The organism is Streptomyces sp. NPDC043726 (genome assembly GCF_056436565.1).
On the sequence record NZ_JBWKCI010000008.1, the window covers coordinates 30,618 to 51,174 of the forward strand.

Annotated in this window: 20 protein-coding genes; 10 read left to right on the forward strand and 10 right to left on the reverse strand. The window is 73.0% G+C overall.

Annotated elements, in window-relative coordinates; translation table 11 throughout:
• Positions 1 to 5: 5 nt before the first annotated feature.
• The 3 genes from AC068Z_RS23295 to AC068Z_RS23305 all read right to left on the reverse strand — a co-directional run bounded on the left by AC068Z_RS23295 (position 6) and on the right by AC068Z_RS23305 (position 3,266).
• Complete coding sequence (locus tag AC068Z_RS23295) at positions 6 to 887, reverse strand: hypothetical protein (protein ID WP_478558709.1); 882 nt, start codon at positions 885 to 887, stop codon at positions 6 to 8.
• A 31-nt stretch (positions 888 to 918) separates the two neighbouring features.
• Complete coding sequence (locus tag AC068Z_RS23300; RefSeq protein ID WP_478558712.1) at positions 919 to 2,445, reverse strand: hypothetical protein; 1,527 nt, start codon at positions 2,443 to 2,445, stop codon at positions 919 to 921.
• Between the two features lie 113 nt (positions 2,446 to 2,558).
• A complete protein-coding gene (locus AC068Z_RS23305; RefSeq protein WP_478558715.1) occupies positions 2,559 to 3,266 on the reverse strand; it encodes a GntR family transcriptional regulator in 708 nt (235 codons plus the stop codon).
• Positions 3,267 to 3,438: 172 nt separating this feature from the next.
• Here AC068Z_RS23305 and AC068Z_RS23310 point away from each other — a divergent pair, with 172 nt between their 5' ends.
• The 5 genes from AC068Z_RS23310 to AC068Z_RS23330 are packed head-to-tail and all read left to right on the forward strand — an operon-like array spanning position 3,439 to position 7,909.
• The gene (locus tag AC068Z_RS23310) at positions 3,439 to 4,725 is read left to right on the forward strand and encodes an MFS transporter (protein ID WP_478558718.1); all 1,287 of its coding nucleotides are present in this window, start codon (positions 3,439 to 3,441) and stop codon (positions 4,723 to 4,725) included.
• Positions 4,722 to 5,552 carry a putative hydro-lyase gene (locus AC068Z_RS23315; RefSeq protein ID WP_478558721.1) on the forward strand — a complete coding sequence of 277 codons (831 nt, stop codon included), beginning with the start codon at positions 4,722 to 4,724 and terminating at the stop codon, positions 5,550 to 5,552. The genes AC068Z_RS23310 and AC068Z_RS23315 overlap by 4 nt, the downstream gene beginning before the upstream one ends.
• A gap of 46 nt (positions 5,553 to 5,598) precedes the next feature.
• Positions 5,599 to 6,357 carry a LamB/YcsF family protein gene (locus tag AC068Z_RS23320; protein WP_478559878.1) on the forward strand — a complete coding sequence of 253 codons (759 nt, stop codon included), beginning with the start codon at positions 5,599 to 5,601 and terminating at the stop codon, positions 6,355 to 6,357.
• Positions 6,354 to 7,043 (forward strand): 5-oxoprolinase subunit PxpB, encoded by a 690-nt coding sequence (gene pxpB, locus AC068Z_RS23325; RefSeq protein WP_478558724.1) that lies wholly within the window; start codon positions 6,354 to 6,356, stop codon positions 7,041 to 7,043. Before AC068Z_RS23320 ends, pxpB begins: the two co-directional genes overlap by 4 nt.
• Complete coding sequence (locus tag AC068Z_RS23330) at positions 7,040 to 7,909, forward strand: 5-oxoprolinase subunit C family protein (RefSeq protein WP_478558727.1); 870 nt, start codon at positions 7,040 to 7,042, stop codon at positions 7,907 to 7,909. Before pxpB ends, AC068Z_RS23330 begins: the two co-directional genes overlap by 4 nt.
• Before the next feature lie 118 nt (positions 7,910 to 8,027).
• Here the strand turns inward: AC068Z_RS23330 and AC068Z_RS23335 are convergent, their stop codons facing one another.
• The 5 genes from AC068Z_RS23335 to AC068Z_RS23355 form a co-directional block, all read right to left on the reverse strand.
• Positions 8,028 to 8,879 (reverse strand): SGNH/GDSL hydrolase family protein, encoded by an 852-nt coding sequence (locus AC068Z_RS23335; RefSeq protein WP_478558730.1) that lies wholly within the window; start codon positions 8,877 to 8,879, stop codon positions 8,028 to 8,030.
• Positions 8,876 to 10,036, reverse strand: a complete 1,161-nt coding sequence (locus tag AC068Z_RS23340) for a glycosyltransferase (protein WP_478558733.1) — start codon at positions 10,034 to 10,036, stop codon at positions 8,876 to 8,878. The genes AC068Z_RS23335 and AC068Z_RS23340 overlap by 4 nt, the downstream gene beginning before the upstream one ends.
• The gene (locus AC068Z_RS23345; RefSeq protein WP_478558736.1) at positions 10,033 to 11,160 is read right to left on the reverse strand and encodes a glycosyltransferase family 4 protein; all 1,128 of its coding nucleotides are present in this window, start codon (positions 11,158 to 11,160) and stop codon (positions 10,033 to 10,035) included. Before AC068Z_RS23345 ends, AC068Z_RS23340 begins: the two co-directional genes overlap by 4 nt.
• 139 nt (positions 11,161 to 11,299) lie before the next feature.
• On the reverse strand, positions 11,300 to 12,718 hold the full coding sequence (locus AC068Z_RS23350; RefSeq protein WP_478558739.1) for a HEAT repeat domain-containing protein: 1,419 nt from the start codon (positions 12,716 to 12,718) through the stop codon (positions 11,300 to 11,302).
• Between the two features lie 300 nt (positions 12,719 to 13,018).
• Entirely contained in the window at positions 13,019 to 13,411 is a 393-nt protein-coding gene (locus AC068Z_RS23355; protein WP_478558742.1) for an ankyrin repeat domain-containing protein, read from the reverse strand.
• Positions 13,412 to 13,670: 259 nt separating this feature from the next.
• On the opposite strand from AC068Z_RS23355, the gene AC068Z_RS23360 reads away from it, so the two are divergent.
• On the forward strand, positions 13,671 to 13,865 hold the full coding sequence (locus AC068Z_RS23360) for a hypothetical protein (protein ID WP_015661880.1): 195 nt from the start codon (positions 13,671 to 13,673) through the stop codon (positions 13,863 to 13,865).
• Between the two features lie 40 nt (positions 13,866 to 13,905).
• Positions 13,906 to 15,492, forward strand: a complete 1,587-nt coding sequence (locus AC068Z_RS23365; RefSeq protein WP_478558747.1) for an ATP-binding cassette domain-containing protein — start codon at positions 13,906 to 13,908, stop codon at positions 15,490 to 15,492.
• On the opposite strand, the gene AC068Z_RS23370 is transcribed toward AC068Z_RS23365, so the two are convergent.
• Positions 15,489 to 15,914, reverse strand: coding sequence for a hypothetical protein (locus tag AC068Z_RS23370; protein ID WP_478558750.1), 426 nt, complete (start codon positions 15,912 to 15,914; stop codon positions 15,489 to 15,491). The two genes, AC068Z_RS23365 and AC068Z_RS23370, sit on opposite strands and share 4 nt — an antisense overlap.
• 23 nt (positions 15,915 to 15,937) lie before the next feature.
• Complete coding sequence (locus AC068Z_RS23375; RefSeq protein WP_478558752.1) at positions 15,938 to 17,437, reverse strand: SCO1417 family PLP biosynthesis transcription factor; 1,500 nt, start codon at positions 17,435 to 17,437, stop codon at positions 15,938 to 15,940.
• 99 nt (positions 17,438 to 17,536) lie between these two features.
• Between AC068Z_RS23375 and yczE the strand changes: the two genes are divergently transcribed.
• From yczE to AC068Z_RS23390, 3 genes are read left to right on the forward strand one after another with little or no spacing between them, the layout of a single operon-like run.
• A complete protein-coding gene (gene yczE / locus AC068Z_RS23380) occupies positions 17,537 to 18,190 on the forward strand; it encodes a membrane protein YczE (RefSeq protein WP_478558755.1) in 654 nt (217 codons plus the stop codon).
• Positions 18,187 to 18,954, forward strand: coding sequence for a glycerophosphodiester phosphodiesterase family protein (locus AC068Z_RS23385; protein ID WP_478558758.1), 768 nt, complete (start codon positions 18,187 to 18,189; stop codon positions 18,952 to 18,954). The genes yczE and AC068Z_RS23385 overlap by 4 nt, the downstream gene beginning before the upstream one ends.
• A 55-nt stretch (positions 18,955 to 19,009) precedes the next feature.
• Positions 19,010 to 20,350 (forward strand): MFS transporter, encoded by a 1,341-nt coding sequence (locus AC068Z_RS23390; RefSeq protein WP_478558761.1) that lies wholly within the window; start codon positions 19,010 to 19,012, stop codon positions 20,348 to 20,350.
• Positions 20,351 to 20,557 lie beyond the last annotated feature (207 nt).

The window sequence follows — 20,557 nt, forward strand, 5'->3', positions numbered from 1 at the left end:
GGAATTCAGGCGGAGTGGAACGGCAGCCCGGCGTCGGCCACCAGCTCCAGGTCGTCGGTCGCCTCGGGCGGCAGCAGCGTCGCGGTGCCGTCGGTGACCGGGACGACGCCCAGCTCCAGCAGTTCGGCCATGGCGGCGCTGCCCGCCATGTCGCGGACCTGGAGCTGGTAGCGGGCCGTCGTGCGGTACGTGCCGCCGTTGTCGTCGCCGGTGCGCTGAAGGAACCCGGAGTCGGTGAGGAAGGCCACGGCCTTGCCGACGATGCCGGTGGTGGACCCGGCGAGTCTGCGGGCGTCCTTGGTGGCGCCGGTGGCGGTGCGTCTGGCCCAGATCCGCCAGGCGGCCTCCAGGCCGGGCGCGTCGGTGGCCGGGTCGGTGTTGTCGCCCTGCTCCTCGGCGCGCTCCTCCAGACGCCGGCAGGCCTGTCGTACGAACGCGTCGACGCCGTTGACCGAGACGCGCCCGATGTAGCCGTCGTCGGCGAGGTCCTCGGGGCGCGGGAAGGCCAGGGCGGCGACGGCGAGATGGGCGAGGCCGTGCAGGAAGCGGTCCCCGCCGTCGGCCGAGGTGCGGCGCGCGTAGTCGCCCATGCGCACGGCGAACACCGAGTCCTCGGCGGCGGTCACCGCCATGCCCGCGCGCGGGGACACCTCCAGTACGACGAGGCCGAGTCCGGCGGCGACGGCGTCCGCGAGCCGGGCGAAGGCCGGGTCCTCCCGGTAGCGCCGCAGCAGCTCGGTGTACTCCTGGTCCCGCGCGGGCTGGAGCTTCGGCTGCAGCCCGAAGGCGACGAGCCGGGCGGCGTCGGCGGCGTCGGCGGGCGTGACGGCGGCACTCGCGGAGGGGGCGGCGGCCTCCGGCTCACTCCACTCGACGTGCTCGGTCACGATTCGGCTCCTCGCTGTGCTGTCACTCGGCTCATGCCGCTTCCGTCCTGTCCGCCGCCATCCCCGCCGCGTCCAGCAGGGCGGTCCCCACGATCAGATCCGCCCCGCCGAACTCCGGATCGTCCAGCTCGGTCCCGTCGTCCACGGCGAACAGCAGCTTCTCCTCGCCCTGGCGATACGCCGTCCCGACCGCGGGACTGGCCGCGTGCACGGCCAACAGGGCCACCAGGTAGGGCAGATCGGGATCGGACCGACGGGCCTCGGCCAGCAGCCCCGACAACCGCCGCGGGGCGTCGGACGGCAGATCCAGCAGTTCCATCGCCGCCGCCAGCTGCTCCTCGCTGAACCGGCTGTCGTCGGGGGTGGCGATGAGATCCGGCTCCGGCATCTCCGCGCCCAGGTGCTCCCGCTCCACCGGCGGCGTCAGCAGTATGTCCACCAGGTCCCCGACCCGCACGGACACCGGTGTGCGCAGTCCCGTCCCGCGCGCGAAGAACGCGTCCGTGACCCGGACGGCCTGTTCCACGGGCAACGGCAGCACGGGCGCGAAGAGATGGCCGTACAGGTCTGTCCCCGACGTCGTCATGGGGGTGGCGAAGGCCTGCCGGTCCTGCTCCGCGCGGAACAGCGGCCCGGCCTCCAGCAGGCGCGACTGCAGCTGCGTGTGCCGTCGGATGCAGTCCTTGACGATGTCGACGAGCTCGGCGGCCCGCCGCTTGTGCTCGGGGTCCTCGGACTCGTCCCGCGCCTTGCGGATGTTCGTGAGGATCGCGTTCTCGTGGCGGTACCGGTCGGCGACGTGGTCCAGCGCCTCGGCGATCATGTCGGGCACCGTCTGGAGCCAGTCCACCGCGCGGACGTTGCGCCGGGTCGCGTCCAGCGCCCTGCGCAGGGTCTCCGAGTACTGCACGGTGCGGTACCGCGCCTGTTCGGCGGCCAGTTGGGCGTCGGCGAGGCGGCCGCGGCTGATCAGCACCTCCAGCTTGACCTCGGCGGCGATCTGGGCGCTGGTGACATCGGTGTCCAGTGCCCCGACGAGGACGTTGACCGCTTCGTCCGTCGTACGGAGGTACACGGTGCCGCCGGGCCCGGGCACCTCCTCGATCAGCTTGAAGTCGTAGTCGCGCCGGACATACGTGCCGTCCGGCGCGAAAGTGCCGTAAACCGCACGGAATCCGCGGTCGACGCTGCCGACGTTGATCAGGTTCTCCAGCACCCAGCGCGCCACGCGCTCGTGCTCGGCGACGGGCCGCCGGGGGGCCTGGGCGGCGATGCGCGGGATCAGCCGGGCCACTATCTGGTCGTGGTCCGCGCCGGTGTCGAAGTCCATGTTCAGGGTGACCAGGTCGATGGCGGCGAGCGCCACCTCCGCCATGCCGTACACCGTGTACTCGCCGGCCAGGTTCGCCTTGCGCGCGTCCAGGTCGTGCAGCGGGGCGGTGCAGGCGAGCGCGCGCAGGCGCCGCGCCAGTCCCTCGTCGGCGGCCGGGCCCGACGCGGGGCGCGGCCCCGCGCTGAGCTGGGGCGGAACGCTGTCCGTCGATGCAGGCGAAGTCACGGTGCACAGACTAGGTCCTAGGTCTGACAACGACCCAAACGACTCATGTGCGACGGCCGTCGCGGACGCGGCACAGCCCTCGACACCACGGCCCTCCCACCCGCCCCGGACCGTCACACGAGACCGGCGCCGTCCTCACCGACCCGTCGCCGGTACACGTCCACGACCCGCCGCAGCGAGTCGTCCAGGTAGACCGCGAGGAGCCGCTCGGCCGTGTCCCGCTCCCCGTTCCGGAGGGCCTGGAGGATCTCCAGATTGCGGACCAGGTAGGGCTCGTGCAGCCGCCGGGGGTCGTCCACGACGTGGAAGGCGAGCCGCAGTTCGGCGAAGACGCTGCGCATCAGCTCGTCGGTGCGGTCGCTGCCCGCCAGGGCGACGAGCTCGCGGTGGAAGTGGATGTTGGCCGTACCCACTCCGTTCCAGTCACCTTCGCGCGCCGCCCGCTGCCCCTCCCCGACCGCCTTGTCGAGATCGTCCAGGCCGTACGGCGGCTCCCCGAGCCCGCGCACGACCGCGCACTCGACGAGGGCGCGGGTGCGGTAGATGTCCTCGACGTCCTCGACGGTCAGGACCCGGACGAAGACGCCCCGGTTGAGCTCGTGGACGAGCAGGCGCTCATGGGTGAGCAGGCGGAACGCCTCGCGCAGGGTGTTGCGGGAGACCCCGAGGGCGCCGCCGATGCTGTCCTCCGACAGGCGGGTGCCGGGCGGGAAGTACCCCTCGGCGATGCGTGTCCTGAGGATGTCCGAGACCCGCTCGGCGGTGCTGGTGCGCCCGAGGAGCGCGCGGTCGTCGGCCAGGCCCGACAGCTGCTCTGCCATGCCCGGAATTCAATCGCAGACACCAGAACGAAACAACATGGGTATTGAGGGATCGTTCAACGATCCTCTACCTTGCTACGCACGGCGCCGCCTCCCTCACCGCGGCGCCGCTCACTTCCGCACGGCACGGCTCAGTCCCCAGCACCCTTCGTCCTCCCTCTGCGAGGTGCACATGAGCACGACCCCTCCCACCACCCACGCCCGGCCGACCGTCGAACGCGCCCCCGACGACGGCGCGTTGGGCTGGCTGCGCGCCCTGGGACCGCGGGGCCGGCGCGCCTTCGCCGGCGCGTTCGGCGGCTATGCCCTGGACTCGTACGACTACTTCACGCTGCCGCTGAGCATGGTGGCGCTGGCCGCGTACTTCGGCCTGGACAGCGGGCAGACCGGTCTGTTCACCACCGTCACGCTGGTGGTCTCCGCGATCGGCGGCGCCCTCGCGGGCGTGCTCGCGGACCGGATCGGCCGGGTCAAGGCGCTGATGATCACCGTGATCACGTACGCGGTGTTCACCGTGGCCTGCGGATTCGCGCCCAACTACGAGACGCTGCTGGTGTTCCGCGCGCTCCAGGGCCTGGGCTTCGGCGGCGAGTGGGCGGTCGGCGCGATCCTGGTCGCCGAGTACGCGAGCGCCAAGCACCGGGGCCGCACGCTCGGCGCGATCCAGAGCTCCTGGGCCGTGGGCTGGGCCATGGCCGCGATCATGTACACGCTGGTGTTCTCGCTGCTCGGAGACGACCTGGCCTGGCGCGTGATGTTCTGGACCGGCGCACTGCCCGCGCTGCTCGTCATCTGGATGCGCCGCCGGGTCCACGACGCGCCCCAGGCCGTGGCGGTACGGGAACGCAGCGCCCACAAAGGCTCGTTCAGGGCCATCTTCGCCCCGGGCATGCTGCGCACCACGGTCTTCGCCGTACTGCTCTCCACCGGTGTCCAAGGCGGCTACTACACGCTGGCCACATGGGTGCCGACGTACCTGAAGACGGAACGCGACCTGTCGGTCGTCGGTACGGGCGGCTATCTGACCTTCCTGATCTCGGGCGCCTTCCTCGGCTACCTGACCGGCGGCTACCTCACCGACCGGCTGGGCCGCCGCCGCAACATCTGGCTGTTCGCGCTGCTGTCGGCGGTCTGCATCCTGGCGTACGCCAACATCCCCAGCGGCGCCAACACCCTGCTGCTGGTCCTGGGCTTCCCGCTCGGGTTCTGCATGTCCGCGATCTTCAGCGGCTTCGGGTCCTTCCTGAGCGAGCTGTACCCCACGGCGGTGCGCGGCACGGGGCAGGGCTTCACCTACAACACCGGCCGCGCGGTGGGCGCCGTCTTCCCGACCACGGTCGGCTTCCTGGCCGACAGCTGGGGTGTGGGCGGCGCGCTGGTCTTCGGCGCGATCGGCTACGCCTTGGCCGCGCTGGCGCTGCTCGGGCTGCCGGAGACGCGCGGGAGGGAGCTCGCGTGAAGCGAACCTGCGACCGTCCTGTGGTTCTCGTCGACGCGCACGCGCACGCGTGGCGGCCCGCGGACGCCCGGACCCGCTTCCGCGCGGGGCTGACCGGGCCCACGGCCGGGGTCGCGGCGGGCCACACCCAGGTCAACCTGATCTCGGTGCCCGCTGACTGGGCGTACGACATGCTGCTGTTCTGCCAGCGCAACCCCAAGCCGTGTCCGGTGCTCGACGTCACCGACGCCGGCGCGTGGACGACCGTCCTCGCCGAGGGCGCGGATCTCCGGACCGACCTGCCGCGCTACCGGCTCTGGCGGGACGGCGAGCTGGTGGCCGAACCCACGGACGTGCGCGAACACTGGCGGGACGACCTGGTGTCGTTCCTGATCGGGTGCAGCTTCACCTTCGAGTGGGCGCTGACCGAGGCGGGCGTACCGATCCGCCACCTCGAGCAGGGGCGCAATGTGCCGATGTACGTGACGGACCGTCAGTGCCGCTCGGCCGGGCGGCTGCACGGCCCGGTCGTGGTGTCGATGCGCCCGGTGCCGCCGGAGCATCTGGCGGCGGCGATCCGGGAGAGCAGTCTGCTTCCGGCCGTGCACGGCGGCCCCGTGCACTGCGGTGACCCGTCCGTGCTCGGCATCGACGACCTCGGCCGCCCCGACTTCGGGGAGCCGGTGGAGCTCGCGCCGGACGACATCCCCGTGTTCTGGGCCTGCGGAGTGACCCCGCAGGCGGCCGTGACGGCCTCCCGGCCGCCGTTCGCGATCACCCATGCGCCGGGCCAGATGTTCCTCACCGACGCACGCGACGAGCAGTACCGCGTGCTGAGCGCAGCCTGATGCACCGAACACCGACAGGAGACCCATGACCTCGATCGACAGACCCATGACCTCGATCGATCTCAACGCCGACCTCGGCGAGGGCTTCGGCCGCTGGCGGCTCACCGACGACGAGCGGCTGCTGTCCGTCGTCACCAGCGCCAACGTGGCCTGCGGATTCCACGCCGGGGACGCGGTCACCATGCGGCGGGTGTGCGAACTGGCGGCCCCGCGCGGGGTGCGGATCGGCGCCCAGGTCTCCTACCGGGACCTGGCGGGGTTCGGGCGCCGCGCGATGGACGTGCCGTCCGCGGAGCTGGCGGCCGAGGTGGCGTACCAGATCGGCGCGTTGGAGGTCTTCGCCCGCGCCGCGGGCACGCGCGTGTCCTACGTCAAGCCGCACGGCGCGCTCTACAACCGGGTCGTGCACGACGAGGAGCAGGCGGGCGCCGTCGTCGACGGCGTCCTGCTCGCCGACGCCACGCTTCCGGTGCTCGGGCTGCCCGGCTCGCGTCTGCTGGAGCTTGCGGCCAAGGCGGGGCTGCCGACGGTCACGGAGGCGTTCGCGGACCGCGCCTACACCGACGAGGGCACCCTCGTACCGCGCGACCGGGAGGGTGCCGTGGTGACCGACCCCGACGCCGTCGTGGCCCGCTCGGCGTCCCTGGCCCGCTTCGGCGAGGTGGCCGCCCACTCCGGGGCCCGCATCCGCGTGCGGGCCCGCTCCTTGTGCCTGCACGGCGACACGCCCGGCGCGGTGGAACTCGCCCGCCGGGTCCGGGAGCGACTGCAGGAGGACGGCGTCCGGGTGGAGGCCTTCGCATGAGGGCACTGCGGGTCGGCGGCGACGCCCTGCTCGTCGAGGTCGCGTCGGGCGAGCAGGCCCAGGCGCTGCACGCGGAGCTGCTGCGCCGCCGCGCGGAGGGCTCACTGTCCGTCCGCGAGATCGTCCCCGCGGCCCGGACGGTCCTCCTCGACGGCGTCACGGACCCGGCCCGGCTGGCCGCCGAACTCACCGCGGCCGATGTGCCGGACGCTCCCCCACGCGCGCGGGAGGTCGTCGAGCTGCCGGTGCGCTACGACGGTCCCGACCTGGCGGACGTCGCCGCCCACTGGGGTGTGTGCGCCGAGGAGGTGGCCCAGGTCCACGCGGACACGGAGTTCACCGTCGCCTTCTGCGGATTCGCGCCCGGCTTCGGCTACCTCACCGGACTCCCGGCGCGCTACGACGTCCCGCGCCGGGCCACCCCGCGCACGGCCGTGCCCGCCGGTTCGGTGGCCCTCGCCGGGCCGTACACGGGCGTCTACCCGCGCTCGTCGCCGGGCGGCTGGCAGTTGATCGGCACCACGGACGCCGTCCTGTGGGACCACGCGCGCGTGCCGGCCGCGTTGCTGACGCCGGGCACGCGCGTGCGCTTCGTGCCGATGAGGCCAGTGAAGCCAAGGAAGCCGATGGAGCCGATGGAGCTGACGGAACCGGTGGCGCCGATGAAGCCAGTGGGGAACGCATGACCGACCGCGCCCTGTCCGTCGTCCGCGCCGGGGCCCTCACCACCGTCCAGGACACCGGCCGCCCCGGCCACGCCCACCTCGGCGTACCCCGCTCCGGCGCCCTCGACGGCCCCGCGGCGGCCCTGGTCAACCGCCTGGTCGGCAACCCGCCCGGGGCGGCGGTGCTGGAGACCACGCTCAACGGCGTCGCCGTACGCCCGCGTTCGACGGTCACCGCCGCGGTCGGCGGGGCCCCCTGCGCGGTCACGGTGGACGGCCGCCCCGCCCCCTGGGGCGCCCCGGTCCGTGTCCCCGCGGGGGCCTTGCTGGAGGTCGGCGCGGCAACAGCGGGCGTCCGCAGTTACCTGGCCGTCTCCGGCGGGATCAACGTGGACCCGATCCTGGGCAGCCGCTCCACGGACCTGCTCTCCGGCCTCGGCCCGGCGCCCCTGACGGACGGCACCGTGCTGCCCCTGGGGACCCCGACCGGCCTCCCCGCGCGCGTGGACGTGTCACCCCAGCCGTCCCCGCCCACGGAACTCGTCCTCCACGTGACCCTCGGCCCCCGGGACGACTGGTTCACACCGGAGGCCATCAGAACGCTCACCGCGCGGACGTACCGCGTCTCCCCCGCGAGCAACCGCATCGGCCTGCGCATTGAGGGCCCCGCCCTGGCACGCGCGACGACCGGGGAACTCCCCAGCGAGGGCATGGTGCTGGGCGCGGTCCAGGTCCCCCCGGACGGCAGACCCGTGGTGTTCCTGGCGGACCACCCGACCACCGGGGGCTACCCGGTGATCGCGGTGGTCCGGCCCCAGGACCTCCCGGCGGCGGCCCAGGCGGTGCCGGGGACGCCGGTCCGCTTCACAGCGGTACGACGACGGTGACGCCGGCCAGAGACTTCGCCTCACCAACTCGGACCGCCCCGCAGTCGGACCGCCCCGCAGTCGGACCGCCCCGCAGACAGAACCCGCGGACAGAACCGCGGACAGAACCCGCGGAGCGCTACGCCGCGTCCGGCTGCTGTTCCGCCACCGACAGGGCGGCCAGCGCCGCCGACACCGCGTGGGCCGTCCGCAGGTCGAGCCGGGCGCTGGTGCCCCGCGCGCGGTGCCGCATCTCGTCGAACGCGAGCGTCAGCAGCTGCGGCAGCAGATCGGTGCACCGCCGCACCACCCACCCGGTCCCCGCGGTGGCCAGCCACCGCAGACTCGCCGACTTGGTGGGTGCCGGGAACTCCGGCTCGGGCGAAGGCGCGAGGCCCGTGGCGAGCCCGCCCTCGGCGAGCAGGGAGTGAAACCGCAGCGCCAGCTGCCGGTGCCCCCGCTCCCCCGGATGCAGCCGGTCCGAGCTCCACATCGCGCGGTCGCTGAGCCAGGCGCCCTCCGCGGCGTGCAGATGCACCGCGTCGTAGCGCTCGGACAGCGCGTGCACGACCGTGTTGACCGCGCGCTGCCGCCGGGCCAGCGGACGCGCCAGCGCTCCCGGCAGTCCGAGCATCGCGCCCGGATCCGGCAGACAGGCCGTCAGGACGACGGCACCCCGCGCGGTGAGCGCCGCGTACACCTCGTCCAGCCGGGCCGCCACGGCGTGGATGTCGAAGGTGCAGCGCAGTGTGTCGTTCACGCCGATCACGACGGACACCACGTCCGGCCGCAGGTCCAGCGCGTCGGGCAGCTGTCGTTCCAGTACGTCCCGTGTCTGTGCCCCGCTGACGGCGAGGTTGGTGAAGTCCACGGGTTGTTCGGCGAGTCCGCCGGCGAGCAGCGCGGCCCAGCCGCGCCAGCCGTCCCCGACGGGGTCACCCACGCCCTCGGTCAGCGAGTCGCCGAGGGCGGCGAAGCGCAGGGGTCTCATGCGACGCCCTCCGCCACCCGGTCCCGGCCGGGGACGGGCACGTCGTGCGCGGTGAGAAAGGCCGTGACCGCCGTGTCCCAGCCGAAGCACTCGGCACGCGCGCGTGCCGCCTCGCGGCGCTCGGCCTCGGGACGGGCGAGGAGCCGCTCCACGGCGTCGGCGAACGCCTCCCCGTTGTCCGCGGCGACGGCCCCGGCGGAACCGATCACCTCCGGCAGCGCGGAGGACGTGCTCACCGCCACCGGCGTCCCGCACGCCATCGCCTCCAGTGCGGCGAGCCCGAAGGTCTCCGCGGGCCCTGGTGCCAGGCACACGTCGGCGGACGCCTGGAGCGCCCCGAGCATGTCGCGGTCCGCGACATGCCCGAGGAAGGTCACCGGCAGCCCGCGCTCCCGCGCCCGCTCCTCGAGACGCGCGCGCAGCGGTCCGTCGCCGGCCACCACCAGCACCGCCCGCCTGCCCCGCGCGAGCAGCGCCTCCAGGGCGTCCAGCGCCGTCCCGGGCCGCTTCTCCACCGACAGCCGGGTGCAGGTGACGAGCAGCGTCTCGTCCACGCGCGCGTGCCGGTCACGCAGCCCCGCGTCGCGCATCGCCGGGTGCCGCAGCACCAGGTCCACGCCGAGCGGGGCCCGCACGACATTGCGGGCGCCGATCCGCACGAACTCCCGCTCGGCGAACTCGGTCGTGCAGACCACGCGGGAGTACGTGTGGGCCGTACGGACGTTGAGCGCGTCCGCGGCACGGCGGGCCGCGCCCTCGGACAGGCCCCAGGTGCGCAGCACGCCGTCGGCGGTCTCGTGGGAGACCATCACGGCGGGCACGCGCGCGCGACGCGCCCACTTGCCGGTCCACCGCAGCGTCGTCCGGTCGGAGACCTCCAGGCGGTCCGGGCCGAGCTCCTCCAGGAGGCGGGCCACGCGCCGCTTGTCGGTCAGGACGCGGTAGCCGCCGGTGCCGGGCAGCAGCGGCCCGGGCAGGGTGATCACCCGGCCCTGCTCGGTCTCCTGGTCGGTGTGGCGCTCGCCGGGCACGATGAGCACCGGATCGTGCCCGGCCGCCTTGAAGCCCCTGCCGAGCTCGCGCAGCGCGGTCCGCAGACCGCCTGAGGCGGGCGCGACGAAGTTCGCGAGCCGGACGATGCGCAGTGACTCGCTCACGCCGCCACCTTCGCCCGGCGGTTCTCCAGCACCTGGCCGTAGTGGGCGATCAGCTGGTCGCCGACGGCCGCCCAGGTGCGCCCCTCGACCATCGCGCGCGCGGCGGTGCCGTACGACGTGCGCAGGGCAGGGTCGGCCGCCAGGGCACGCACCGCCTCGCGTACGGCGTCGGCGTCGCCCGCGGGGAACAGCAGCCCGGTGTGCCCGTGGGCGACCAGGTCGAGCGGTCCGCCCGCGGCGGGCGCGACGACGGGCACTCCGCTGGCCATGGCCTCCTGCACGGTCTGGCAGAAGGTCTCGAAGGGGCCGGTGTGGGCGAAGACGTCCAGCGAGGCGAAGATCCGGGCGAGCTCGTCGCCGGTGCGGCGGCCGAGGAAGACCGCGCCGGGCAGCGCCTGCTCCAGGCTCGGGCGGCTCGGTCCGTCGCCCACGACGACGAGCTTGACGCCGTCGAGGCGGCAGGCGCCGGCCAGCAGTTCGATGTGCTTCTCGGGGGCGAGCCGGCCGACGTAGCCGACGATCACCTCACCGTTCGGGGCCAGTTCCCGGCGCAGCGCCTCGTCGCGCAGTTCCGGCTTGAAGCGGACGGTGTCCACACCGCGCGGCCACAGCTTGACCCGGGGCACGGCGTGGGCCTCCAGGTCGCGCAGGGAGGCGCTGGACGGGGCGAGGGTGAGGTCGGCGGCGGAGTGGACGGAGCGGATGCGCCGCCAGGCGGCGGCCTCGCCGGCGCCCATGTAGGTACGGGCGTATCCGGCCAGGTCGGTCTGGTAGACGGCGACGGCGGGGATGCCGAGCCGGGCGGCGGCGGCCATGCCGCGGACGCCGAGGACGAAGGGGCTGGCCAGGTGGACCATCTCGGCGTTGTGCTCGATCAGCGCCGAGGCCAGCTTCCGGCTGGGCAGCGCGACGCGCACCTGGGGGTAGCCGGGGAGCGGGAGGGAGGGGACATGGACGACTGGGCACGGCGCGAGCGCGCCGAGCTTGCTCCCGGGAGCGGGGGCCGGGGCGACGACGACGGGGGCGTGACCGCGATCGACGAGGTGTCGGGCGGTCTGGAGCGCGCAGTGGGCCACGCCGTTCACATCGGGGGGAAAGGATTCGGTCACGATGACGACTCGCATACCGGTGTTGTCGCCGTGCTGGACGTGGCCGCGTCAACGTGGATCTTTCCGAACAGGGAACGTCCCATGAGCGTTCCGCTGCACACCCGAGCAGGTCAGGCCGTGTCCATGCCCGCCTGACCCGCGCGTCGCCCCCCGTTCACCCTGCGGGCGTGTCAGGCCCGATCCGGCTGCGAACGGCTGTCTGGACCTCGTCCTCCTCGGCCGGGTCGGCGGCGAGCCGGCGCAGTCGCTCCACGACCCGGTTGTCGCCGGTCTCGGCATGCCGGGCGGCGATCTCGCGGGTGGTCTCCTCGCAGTCCCAGAGGCATTCGACGGCGAATCCGGACGGGAAGGACGGATCGGTCGCGGCGAGGGCTCGCGCGGTCCGGCAGCGGAGCTGGGACGAGGCGGTCTCGCGGTAGATATGGCGCAGGACGGGGGCGGCGCACTGGATGCCGAGCCGTCCGGTGCCGTCCACCAGGGTCCACAGGGTCGGCGCGTCAGGGCCCTCGCCCCGTACGGCCTCCCGCAGGGCCGCGAGGACCAGGTCGCTGTCCTGAGCCCCGCCGCGGCAGGCGAGCATGCGTCCGGCGGCGGCACCCAGCGGATCGGGACGGTGGGCCCAGCCGCGGGCCCGGTCCACGGCGGCGACACTGCGCATCCGTTCGAAGGCGTCGACGGCGGCCTCCACGACGGACGGCGGTCCCGCCGTCACGGCCGCCTCGATCAGGTCGAGGGCGTCCGGGTCGTTGCCGTCGGCGAGGTAGCGCAGGGCTGTACAGCGTGCGCCCTCGGTGCCGTCCTTGGCCGCCTGGAGGATCTCCGGCCGGTCCTCGGGGCCCGCGACGGCGACCAGACAGCGGGCGGCCGGCACATGGAGCGCGGCACCCCGGTCGACGCCCTGCTGGGCCCATTCGAAGACGGCCCGCACGCTCCAGCCGGGGCGGGGCCCGGAGGGACTCATCTGCCGTTGCCAGCGGTCGAAACAGCCGGTCTCCTGGGCGGCACGCACGCGTGTCGCGATCGATTCGCGCGGGTCCTCCGCCCACAGCCGCCAGGGCCGTGGCTCGAACGCGTCGCGTACGGCGGCGGCCAGCTCGGCCTCGCCCTCGGGATCGGTGCCGAAACGGGCCAGGACGGGCGCGGCCAGCGCGCGCAGTCCGGCGTCGTCGTCGCGCAGCGCCAGTTCGTCCAGGGCCCAGGCCCAGTTGGCGCCGGTGGCGGCGTACCGGCGCAGCAGGGCAAGGGCGTCGCGCCTGCCGTAGGAGGCGAGGTGGCCGAGGACGGCCAGGGCCAGGCCGGTGCGTGACTCCTCGCCGTCGAAGACGTCCTCGACGTCGAAGAGGTGGGCCTCGATCTCGTCCAGCTCGCCGTTCAGGTCGAGGTAGAGACGGGCGTAGTACAGGGAGCGGTTCTCCACCTGCCAGTCGTGGCGGGGGTCGCTCAGCACACAGTGATTCAGGGCCGCGAGCGCTTCGGCTCGCGGGGCGGTGAGCGCGTGCAGTGTGCCGTCGCCGCGGCCCCGCTGGAGCAGGCCGAGCAGCGTACCGCTGGGCGCTATGACCGGATCGAACATGGGAAACAGCCTCACATCAAGCGTCGACGCAACCGGGGACGTGCTCTACCTGGCCGCGTGACAACACGTCGGGGCGCCCGCCGTTTCCTGCTTGCTGTAAGCCATCTTCCTCTGCCTCTCGTAGGTGGCCCATGCGGACCGCATCACGGCCCGCGCGGTGCGGCAACACCTGCCCAGCCATCGCGTCCGTGAATCACGACGTCATGATGACTCGGCAGTTCCACCTGCCGCGACCGAAATTTCGGCGGCCCTTTACCGCCTCCCCCGTTTTCTGTGTCCTGGCTGGTCAGCGCGTTCGGATCAGTGTGCGCCGAACAGCTCCAGCAGTTCCGTCTTGCCGAACATCCGGGCGGTGTCGACGGCCGACGGAGTGCCCGCCGACGGGTCGGCGCCGCCCTCCAGAAGAGCCTTGATCACGTCCGTCTCGCCCTTGAACACGGCCCCGGCGAGCGGGGTCTGGCCTCGGTCGTTGATGCGGTCGGCCTCGCCGCCCCGGGCGAGCAGCGCGCGTACCGCCTCGGCGTGCCCGTGATAGGCGGCGAGCATCACCAGGGAGTCTCCGCGGTCATTGGTGAGGTTGGCCGGAACGCCCGCGTCGAGGTACGCCACGAGTGCCTCGGTCCGCCCCTGCCGGGCCAGATCGAAGATCTTGGTCGCCAGCTCCACGACCTCGGGGTCGGGGGCTTCGCTCATCGCCGGTCCGCCTCTCCATACAACCGTTCAGGTGAATCGCCAGGGTACTGGCTCCCGCGGCACATGACCCGATGTGCCCGAGGTAAAGATCACCACGAACCCGGTTGGACGCAAGTCCCAGCTCTTCCGGCCCAGAACAGCTCGGCCATCCGGGCGAAATCTGCCGAAATTCACCCAGTTGCACCTTTTATCGTATGGATACATCCTGTGATCCTGGAAGTACTCATGGTGACTGTCCCCACGAACCAGGAGAACTCAAATGATCCTGTCCATCTCAGGCGTGGTCCTGCTCGGCATCATCGTCTTCCTCTTCTTCAAGAAGGACGGCCTCAAGGCGTCCCATGCCCTGGTGGCCGCGCTCTTCGGCTTCTATCTCGCGAGCACCGCGATCGCCCCGAGCATCAAGGCCGGCGGCGAGAGCCTGGCGAGCCTGCTCGGCGGCATCAAGTTCTGAAGCCGCCCGTCCCGTCCGTACGCACCGTCAGGAGACAGCAGTGGCCCGGCGCCCCCTCCCCCGCATCCTGAGCACAGGCAGCGCGCAGATCGCCCGGAGCCGGGAGCTGGCCCGGACGGCGGCCGACAGCGCCACCGATGTCCTCCACCCGCTGATCACGATCACCCGCGGGCTGCGCCGGCTGGCATCGGCCGGGCGGCGCAAGTGGGCCGAGACCCCCAAGGACAAGCGCGGTCCGCTGCTGTTCCTGGTGGCCTCGGTGATCCTGGTCGTGGCGCTCGTGCCGTACGGCCCGCTGCTGGCCGCCGTCACCCTGATGGCGGCCGCGGCCTGGCACGGCCGCGACCGCACCCCGCCGGCCCCCGACGGGCCGGACGAGTCGCAGACGGAACGGCTGAAGTCGCTGTACGAGGCGCTCGTGCCGTACTTCTCCACGGCCGACGACCCGGCCCCGATGTACTCCCACGGCGGTGAGTGGGAGAACGCCTTCCCCGAGTACGAGTTCGACGCCTCCGGGCGCGTCACCAGCCTCACGATCCGCTACCCGGCCTACTTCACCGACGGCGAGCCCGAGGCCCGCGCGCGGATCGAGCACCTGCTCACCGCGAAGTCGGGACGCGGCCGGGAGTACCGCTTCGCCTGGGACGAGGAGGGCAACCAGCTCTCCCTCGCGGTCCTGCCCCCGCTGCCCACCGACGTCGCCGCCCAGCGATTCGTCACGGCACCCGGCGAGACGGTGCTCGGCTTCACGGACCCCGGCGAGGTCCAGCGCACGCTCCCCCTCACCCACGGCGAGGAGCAGCGCGACATGCCCCCGGTCGTCTGGCGCACCGGGGTCCGCTCCACCGAGCCGCATCTGCTGGTCATGGGCCAGCCCGGCAGCGGCACCTCCACCCTGCTCCGCTCGATCGCCCTCCAGGCGCTCCAGTACGGCGATGTCGTCATCGTCGAGGGCGGCGGCACCGGCGAGTACGCCTGCCTGACCGGCCGGGACGGCGTGCTCGCGGTCGAGTGCGCGCTGGCCGGGGCGCTGGCCAGCCTGGAGTGGGCCGCGCACGAGACGGAGCGCCGGCTGATCGCCCTCAACCGCGCCCGCCAGGCCGGGCACCCGCCGCCGGAGGACACCAAGCGCCCCCTGTGGCTGCTCCTGGACCGCCCGACCGCCTTCGCCCACCTCGCCGCCACCGACGGTCACAAGGACCCCCAGGCCCTGCTCCAAGTGCCGCTGCGGCACGGCCGCGCGGCGAACGTCACGGTGGTCGTGGCCGACCAGCTCGACAGCGCGGAACTCCTGACCGAGCCGGTACGGCAGCACACACGCGCGCGTGCCGTCCTGGGCCCGGCGACCGCGGAACAGCTCACGGCGATCCTCGGGGCGCCTCCGCAGACCACCCCGATCGCCCAGGTCCCCCCGGGCCGCGGCTACGCCCGCCTGGGCCACGGCCCGGTCCTGCGCCTCCAGGTCCCGGCCACCCCGGACCCGTACGACGACGCCACGAGCGACGCCCACCGCAAGGCGGTCCTGGACCTGCTCCCGCCCCGGACGACCCCGGCGGACTCGGAGGAGCAGCCCGAGCCGGTCCCGGCCGAGGCCCTGGTGGCGGAGACTCCCCAGCCCACGTCCTAGTTGTCGAACCAGACGACGAGCCGGACGTTCGGCGAACCGTGCCGGTGGGCGAGGATGTGCATCACCTCGAAGAGGTCGCCCCAGTCCTCCGTGGCCACCGCCGGCTGTTCATCCCGGTCCACGGCGGCCAGTTCGGCCCAGGTGATCCAGGTCGGGCTGTGGGAGTCCACTTCCTCCTCGGCGTAAGCGCGTGCGGTGGCCCGGGAGGCGTCGGCCGGGAAGCCACGTCCTGCGGCCAGCGGCTCGACGGTCCCGTCACGGACACCGAACAGGAACCCGAACGCTGTGCACGACCGGCCGTCGTAGAGATGACGGAGCGCCATGGCCGGGTGCCAGAGCGGGGAGACGTCCTCGTCCTCGGGTTCCGAGGTGTCGTCGTAGCCGTTCCGCACCTCGGCGTATCCGTGAATGTCGGTGCCCATGAACCGCGATCATGCCAGCGGCCTCACGCCACGAACGTCCGAGGCGCCTCCCCGCCCCCGGTCCCCCCGCGCTCCACCAGCCGAGCCGCCGCGGCCAGCCGTACCGCCGCCTCCTCCGCGACCGCGCCCCCCACGGTGAACGGCAGCCGCACATACCCCTCGAAGGCGCCGTCGACGCCGAAGCGGGGGCCGGACGGAACCCGGACGCCGACCCGCTCGCCCGCCTCGGCGATCCGGGAGCCGGACAGGCCGCCCGTGCGGACCCACAGGGTCAGGCCGCCCTTGGGGAGCTCGAACTCCCAGCCGGGCAGCTCCCGCCGCACCGCGCTGACCAGCGCCTCGCGGTTCTCCAGGGCCTGATGCCGGCGCAGCTCGACGGCCTGCTCCCAACCGCCCGTGCTGAACAGCCAGTTCACCGCCAGCTGCTCCAGCACCGGTGTCCCCAGGTCGGCATAGGCCCGCGCGGCCACCAGGCTGCGGATCACGTCCGGCGCCGCCCGCACCCATCCGATCCGCATCCCGGCCCAGAAGGCCTTGCTCGCCGAGCCGACGGTGATGACGGTGGCCCCGGCCGGGTCGAAGGCGCAGACCGGGCGCGGCATGTCGACGTCCTCGTCCAGCCACAGCTCGCTCATCGTCTCGTCGGCGACCAGCACCGTCCCGGCCGAGCGCGCCGCGTCCACCATCTGCCGCCGCTGGTCGTCGCCGGCGAGGGCGCCGGTCGGGTTGTGGAAGTCGGCGACGACATAGGCGATCCGGGGCGCCGCGTCGCGCAGCACCTGCCGCCAGCGGTCCATGTCCCAGCCGGTCAGCCCCTCGGCCATGGCGACGGGCACCAGCCGGGCGCCCGCCTCGCGCATCAACTGGAGGATGTTGGCGTACGACGGCGACTCCACCGCGATCCGCTCGCCCCGCCCGCCGAAGAGATGGCAGATCGCGTCGATGGCGCCCATCGCCCCGGTCGTCACCATGATCTGCTCGGGCATGGTCGGGATCCCCCGCGCGGTGTACCGCTCGGCGATCATCGCGCGCAGCGCGGGCAGCCCCGCCGGGTAGTCGCCGTGCGTGTGGGCGTACGGCGGCAGTTCCTCCAGGGCGCCCTGCACGGCCCGGGTGAGCCAGGGCTCGGGCGCGGGCAGGGCCGCGCAGCCGAGGTCGATCATCGAACCGAGGGCCTCGGGCGGCAGCGGTTCCAGCCCGCGCGCGGGAAGCGGGTTTCCGGCCGGGACGGCGGTCCAGCTGCCGGCTCCGCGCCGGGACTCCAGGAAGCCCTCGGCACGCAGCGCCTCGTAGGCCGCCGCGACCGTCGTACGGCTGACGGACAGGGAGAGGGCCAGTTCGCGTTCGGCGGGCAGCCGGGCGGCCACCGGCACCCGTCCCTCCAGGACCAGCAGCCGGATGCCGTCGGCGAGAGCGCGATAGGCGGGCGGGCGGCGCGTACCGGGGCCCGCGGGGCGGTCCTGCTGGGAGCTGAGCAGCCGGGCGAGCTGCGTTGGCCCCACCGCCGAAGTCCACTGCGCCATGGAAATCAGTCCACCTTCCCCGGATTGGCCATGGATGGCCGTTCACCTCAAGCCACAGGGTGTCATGAAGCAGGCCACTACCACCACAGGGGGACCCACTTGTCCACCACAAGCCGTCTCGGGCGACGGTTGATCCAGCTGTACGCCGGACTCGCGCTCTACGGAGCCAGCTCGGCCCTGCTCGTCGAGGCCGGCCTCGGTCTCGAACCCTGGAACGTGCTGCACCAAGGGCTCGCCGAGCTGACCGGACTGACCATCGGCGTCGTGTCGATCATCGTCGGGGCGGCCGTGCTGCTCCTGTGGATCCCGCTGCGCCAGCGGCCGGGTCTCGGCACCGTCTCCAATGTGTTCGTGGTGGGCATCGCCATGGACGGCACCCTGGCCGCCCTCCCCGAGGTGCACTCCCTCTCCGTCCGGATACCCCTTCTCGTCGCCGGCATCGTCCTCAACGGCGCGGCCACCGGCCTCTACATCGCCGCCCGCTTCGGCCCCGGCCCGCGCGACGGCCTGATGACCGGGCTGCACCGGCGCACCGGGCGCTCGATCCGGCTGATGCGGACGGGCATCGAGGTGGTCGTGGTCGTCTCCGGCTTCCTCCTGGGCGGCACGGTCGGCGTCGGCACCGTGCTGTACGCGCTGACCATCGGCCCGCTCGCCCAGCTCTTCCTGCGCGTCTTCGCCGTCCCCCGGGCACCGGACGGCAGCACGGTCGTTGCCACCGGTCAACCCCGGCGAGCGATACTGCGACGGTGAGCACGCCGATACGCCACCCCTATCTCGACCATCCGGGTCCGATCGCCTTCGCCCACCGCGGCGGCGACGCCGAGGGCCTGGAGAACACCCGGCTGCAGTTCCGGCGCGCGGTGGACCTGGGCTACCGGTATCTGGAGACCGACGTCCACGTCACCCGCGACGGCAAGCTGGTCGCCTTCCACGACTCCACGCTGGACCGGGTGACCGACGGCGCGGGCAGGATCTCCGACCTGCCCTGGGCTGACGTACGGCAGGCACGCGTCGCCGGTCAGGAGCCGGTGCCGCTGTTCGAGGAGCTGCTGGATGCCTTCCCCGAGGCGCGCTGGAACGTCGACGTCAAGGCGGAGTCCGCGCTGCTGCCCTTCCTCGACCTGATCGAGCGCACCCGCGCGTGGGACCGGATCTGCCTCGGCTCCTTCTCCGAGGCGCGGGTGGTCCGGGCCCAGCGGCTGGCGGGCCCCAAGCTGGCCACGTCGTACGGCACCCGCGGGGTGCTCAATCTGCGGCTGCGCTCCTGGGGCGTGCCCGCTGCCGTGCGCCGCTCGGCCGTCGCCGCGCAGGTTCCCGAGATGCAGTCCGGCATCCAGGTCGTCGACCACCGCTTCGTGCGCACCGCCCACGCGCGCGGGCTCCAGGTGCACGTGTGGACGGTCAACGAGGAGGACCGTATGCACCGGCTCCTGGACCTCGGCGTGGATGGCATCATGACCGATCACATCGAGACATTGCGCAAGGTCATGGAGGACCGGGGCGTCTGGGTCTGACCCGGCGGCCCGCGGCCCGGACGGGGAAGCGAGGGCGCGGGTGGACACCGGCACCATGGGGACGAGCGCGGCCGAGGAGGCCACCGCCGGGCGGCGGCGCGAGCAGCGCGGCTGGTACTTCTACGACTGGGCCTGCTCCGTCTACTCGACGAGCGTGCTCACCGTGTTCCTCGGCCCCTATCTGACCTCGGTCGCCGAGGAGGCGGCCGACGCGGACGGCTTCGTCCACCCGCTCGGCATCCCGGTGCGCGCCGGGTCCTTCTTCGCCTACTCGGTCTCCCTGTCGGTGATCGTGGCCGTGCTGGTGATGCCCCTGGTCGGCGCCGCGGCCGACCGCAGTGGCCGGAAGAAGCCGCTGCTGGCGGCGGCCGCGTACACCGGGGCCGCGGCGACGACGGCCATGTTCCTGCTCGACGGCGACCGCTATCTGCTCGGCGGCGCCCTGCTCATCGTCGCGAACGCCGCGCAGTCGGTGGCGATGATGCTCTACAACTCCTACCTGCCGCAGATCGCCCCGCCCGAGGAGCGGGACGCGGTGTCCTCGCGCGGGTGGGCCTTCGGGTACGCGGCGGGCGCCCTGGTCCTGGTCGCCAACCTGGTGCTGTATCTCGCCCACGACTCCTTCGGCGTCTCCGAGACCACCGCGGTCCGTATCTGCCTGGCCTCGGCGGGCCTGTGGTGGGGCGCCTTCACGCTCATACCGCTGCGCAGACTGCGCGACCGCCGCTCGCCCGCCCTCGCGACATCGAAGACGGCACCCGGCTTCCGGCAGCTCGCCGCGACGATCCGCGACATGCGCCGCCACCCGCTGACCCTCGGCTTCCTGCTGGCGTACCTCGTCTACAACGACGGCATCCAGACGGTGATCTCCCAGGCCTCGATCTACGGTTCCGAGGAACTGGGGCTCGGCCAGTCCACCCTGATCGGCGCGGTGCTGCTGGTCCAGGTACTGGCGGTGGCGGGGGCACTCCTGCTGGGTCGGCTGGCCCGGACGTACGGCGCCAAGCGCACGATCCTCGGATCGCTGGTGGCGTGGACGGTGACCTTGGCGGCCGGGTACTTCCTGCCGGCCGGGGCACCGGTGTGGTTCTTCGTGCTGGCGTCCGGGATCGGCCTGGTCCTGGGCGGCAGCCAGGCCCTGTCCCGCTCCCTGTTCTCCCATCTGGTGCCGCCGGGCAAGGAGGCCGAGTACTTCTCGGCGTACGAGGTGAGCGACCGCGGGATGAGCTGGCTCGGCCCGCTGCTGTTCGGGCTCACCTACCAGCTGACCGGGAGTTATCGGGACGCGATCATCTCGCTGGTGGCGTTCTTCGTCATCGGGTTCGCGCTGCTCGCCAGGGTTCCGGTGAGGCGTGCGATCGCCGACGCGGGTAACCCGGTTCCGGCAAGGATTTAGCGTTCGACGCGAAAGGGCTGTAGTGTACGCGTTTGGCCTGCCAGGCGTACCGTTACTGCGCGTCAAAGATGCCGAAACGCTGGGTGACATCTGCTAGCAGATGTGACAAACCGGGCGCTGGTGGGTACAACAAGGGGCGGCTACGACGGCGACGCATGACCCGGAACGGGAATCTTTACCGCCGACCGGACGTTGACCGGATGACGA

Bases quoted from the DNA above. Each gene is read 5' to 3' on its own strand.
- AC068Z_RS23320 (WP_478559878.1), top strand. From the start codon at position 5,599: ATGACCTCGATCGATCTCAACGCCGACCTCGGCGAGGGCTTCGGCCGC.
- AC068Z_RS23330 (WP_478558727.1), top strand. From the start codon at position 7,040: ATGACCGACCGCGCCCTGTCCGTCGTCCGCGCCGGGGCCCTCACCACC.
- AC068Z_RS23355 (WP_478558742.1), bottom strand. From the start codon at position 13,411: ATGAGCGAAGCCCCCGACCCCGAGGTCGTGGAGCTGGCGACCAAGATC.
- AC068Z_RS23375 (WP_478558752.1), bottom strand. From the start codon at position 17,437: ATGGCGCAGTGGACTTCGGCGGTGGGGCCAACGCAGCTCGCCCGGCTG.
- AC068Z_RS23335 (WP_478558730.1), bottom strand. From the start codon at position 8,879: ATGAGACCCCTGCGCTTCGCCGCCCTCGGCGACTCGCTGACCGAGGGC.
- AC068Z_RS23345 (WP_478558736.1), bottom strand. From the start codon at position 11,160: ATGCGAGTCGTCATCGTGACCGAATCCTTTCCCCCCGATGTGAACGGC.
- AC068Z_RS23310 (WP_478558718.1), top strand. From the start codon at position 3,439: ATGAGCACGACCCCTCCCACCACCCACGCCCGGCCGACCGTCGAACGC.
- AC068Z_RS23390 (WP_478558761.1), top strand. From the start codon at position 19,010: ATGGGGACGAGCGCGGCCGAGGAGGCCACCGCCGGGCGGCGGCGCGAG.
- AC068Z_RS23370 (WP_478558750.1), bottom strand. From the start codon at position 15,914: ATGGGCACCGACATTCACGGATACGCCGAGGTGCGGAACGGCTACGAC.
- AC068Z_RS23305 (WP_478558715.1), bottom strand. From the start codon at position 3,266: ATGGCAGAGCAGCTGTCGGGCCTGGCCGACGACCGCGCGCTCCTCGGG.
- AC068Z_RS23350 (WP_478558739.1), bottom strand. From the start codon at position 12,718: ATGTTCGATCCGGTCATAGCGCCCAGCGGTACGCTGCTCGGCCTGCTC.
- AC068Z_RS23360 (WP_015661880.1), top strand. From the start codon at position 13,671: ATGATCCTGTCCATCTCAGGCGTGGTCCTGCTCGGCATCATCGTCTTC.
- pxpB (WP_478558724.1), top strand. From the start codon at position 6,354: ATGAGGGCACTGCGGGTCGGCGGCGACGCCCTGCTCGTCGAGGTCGCG.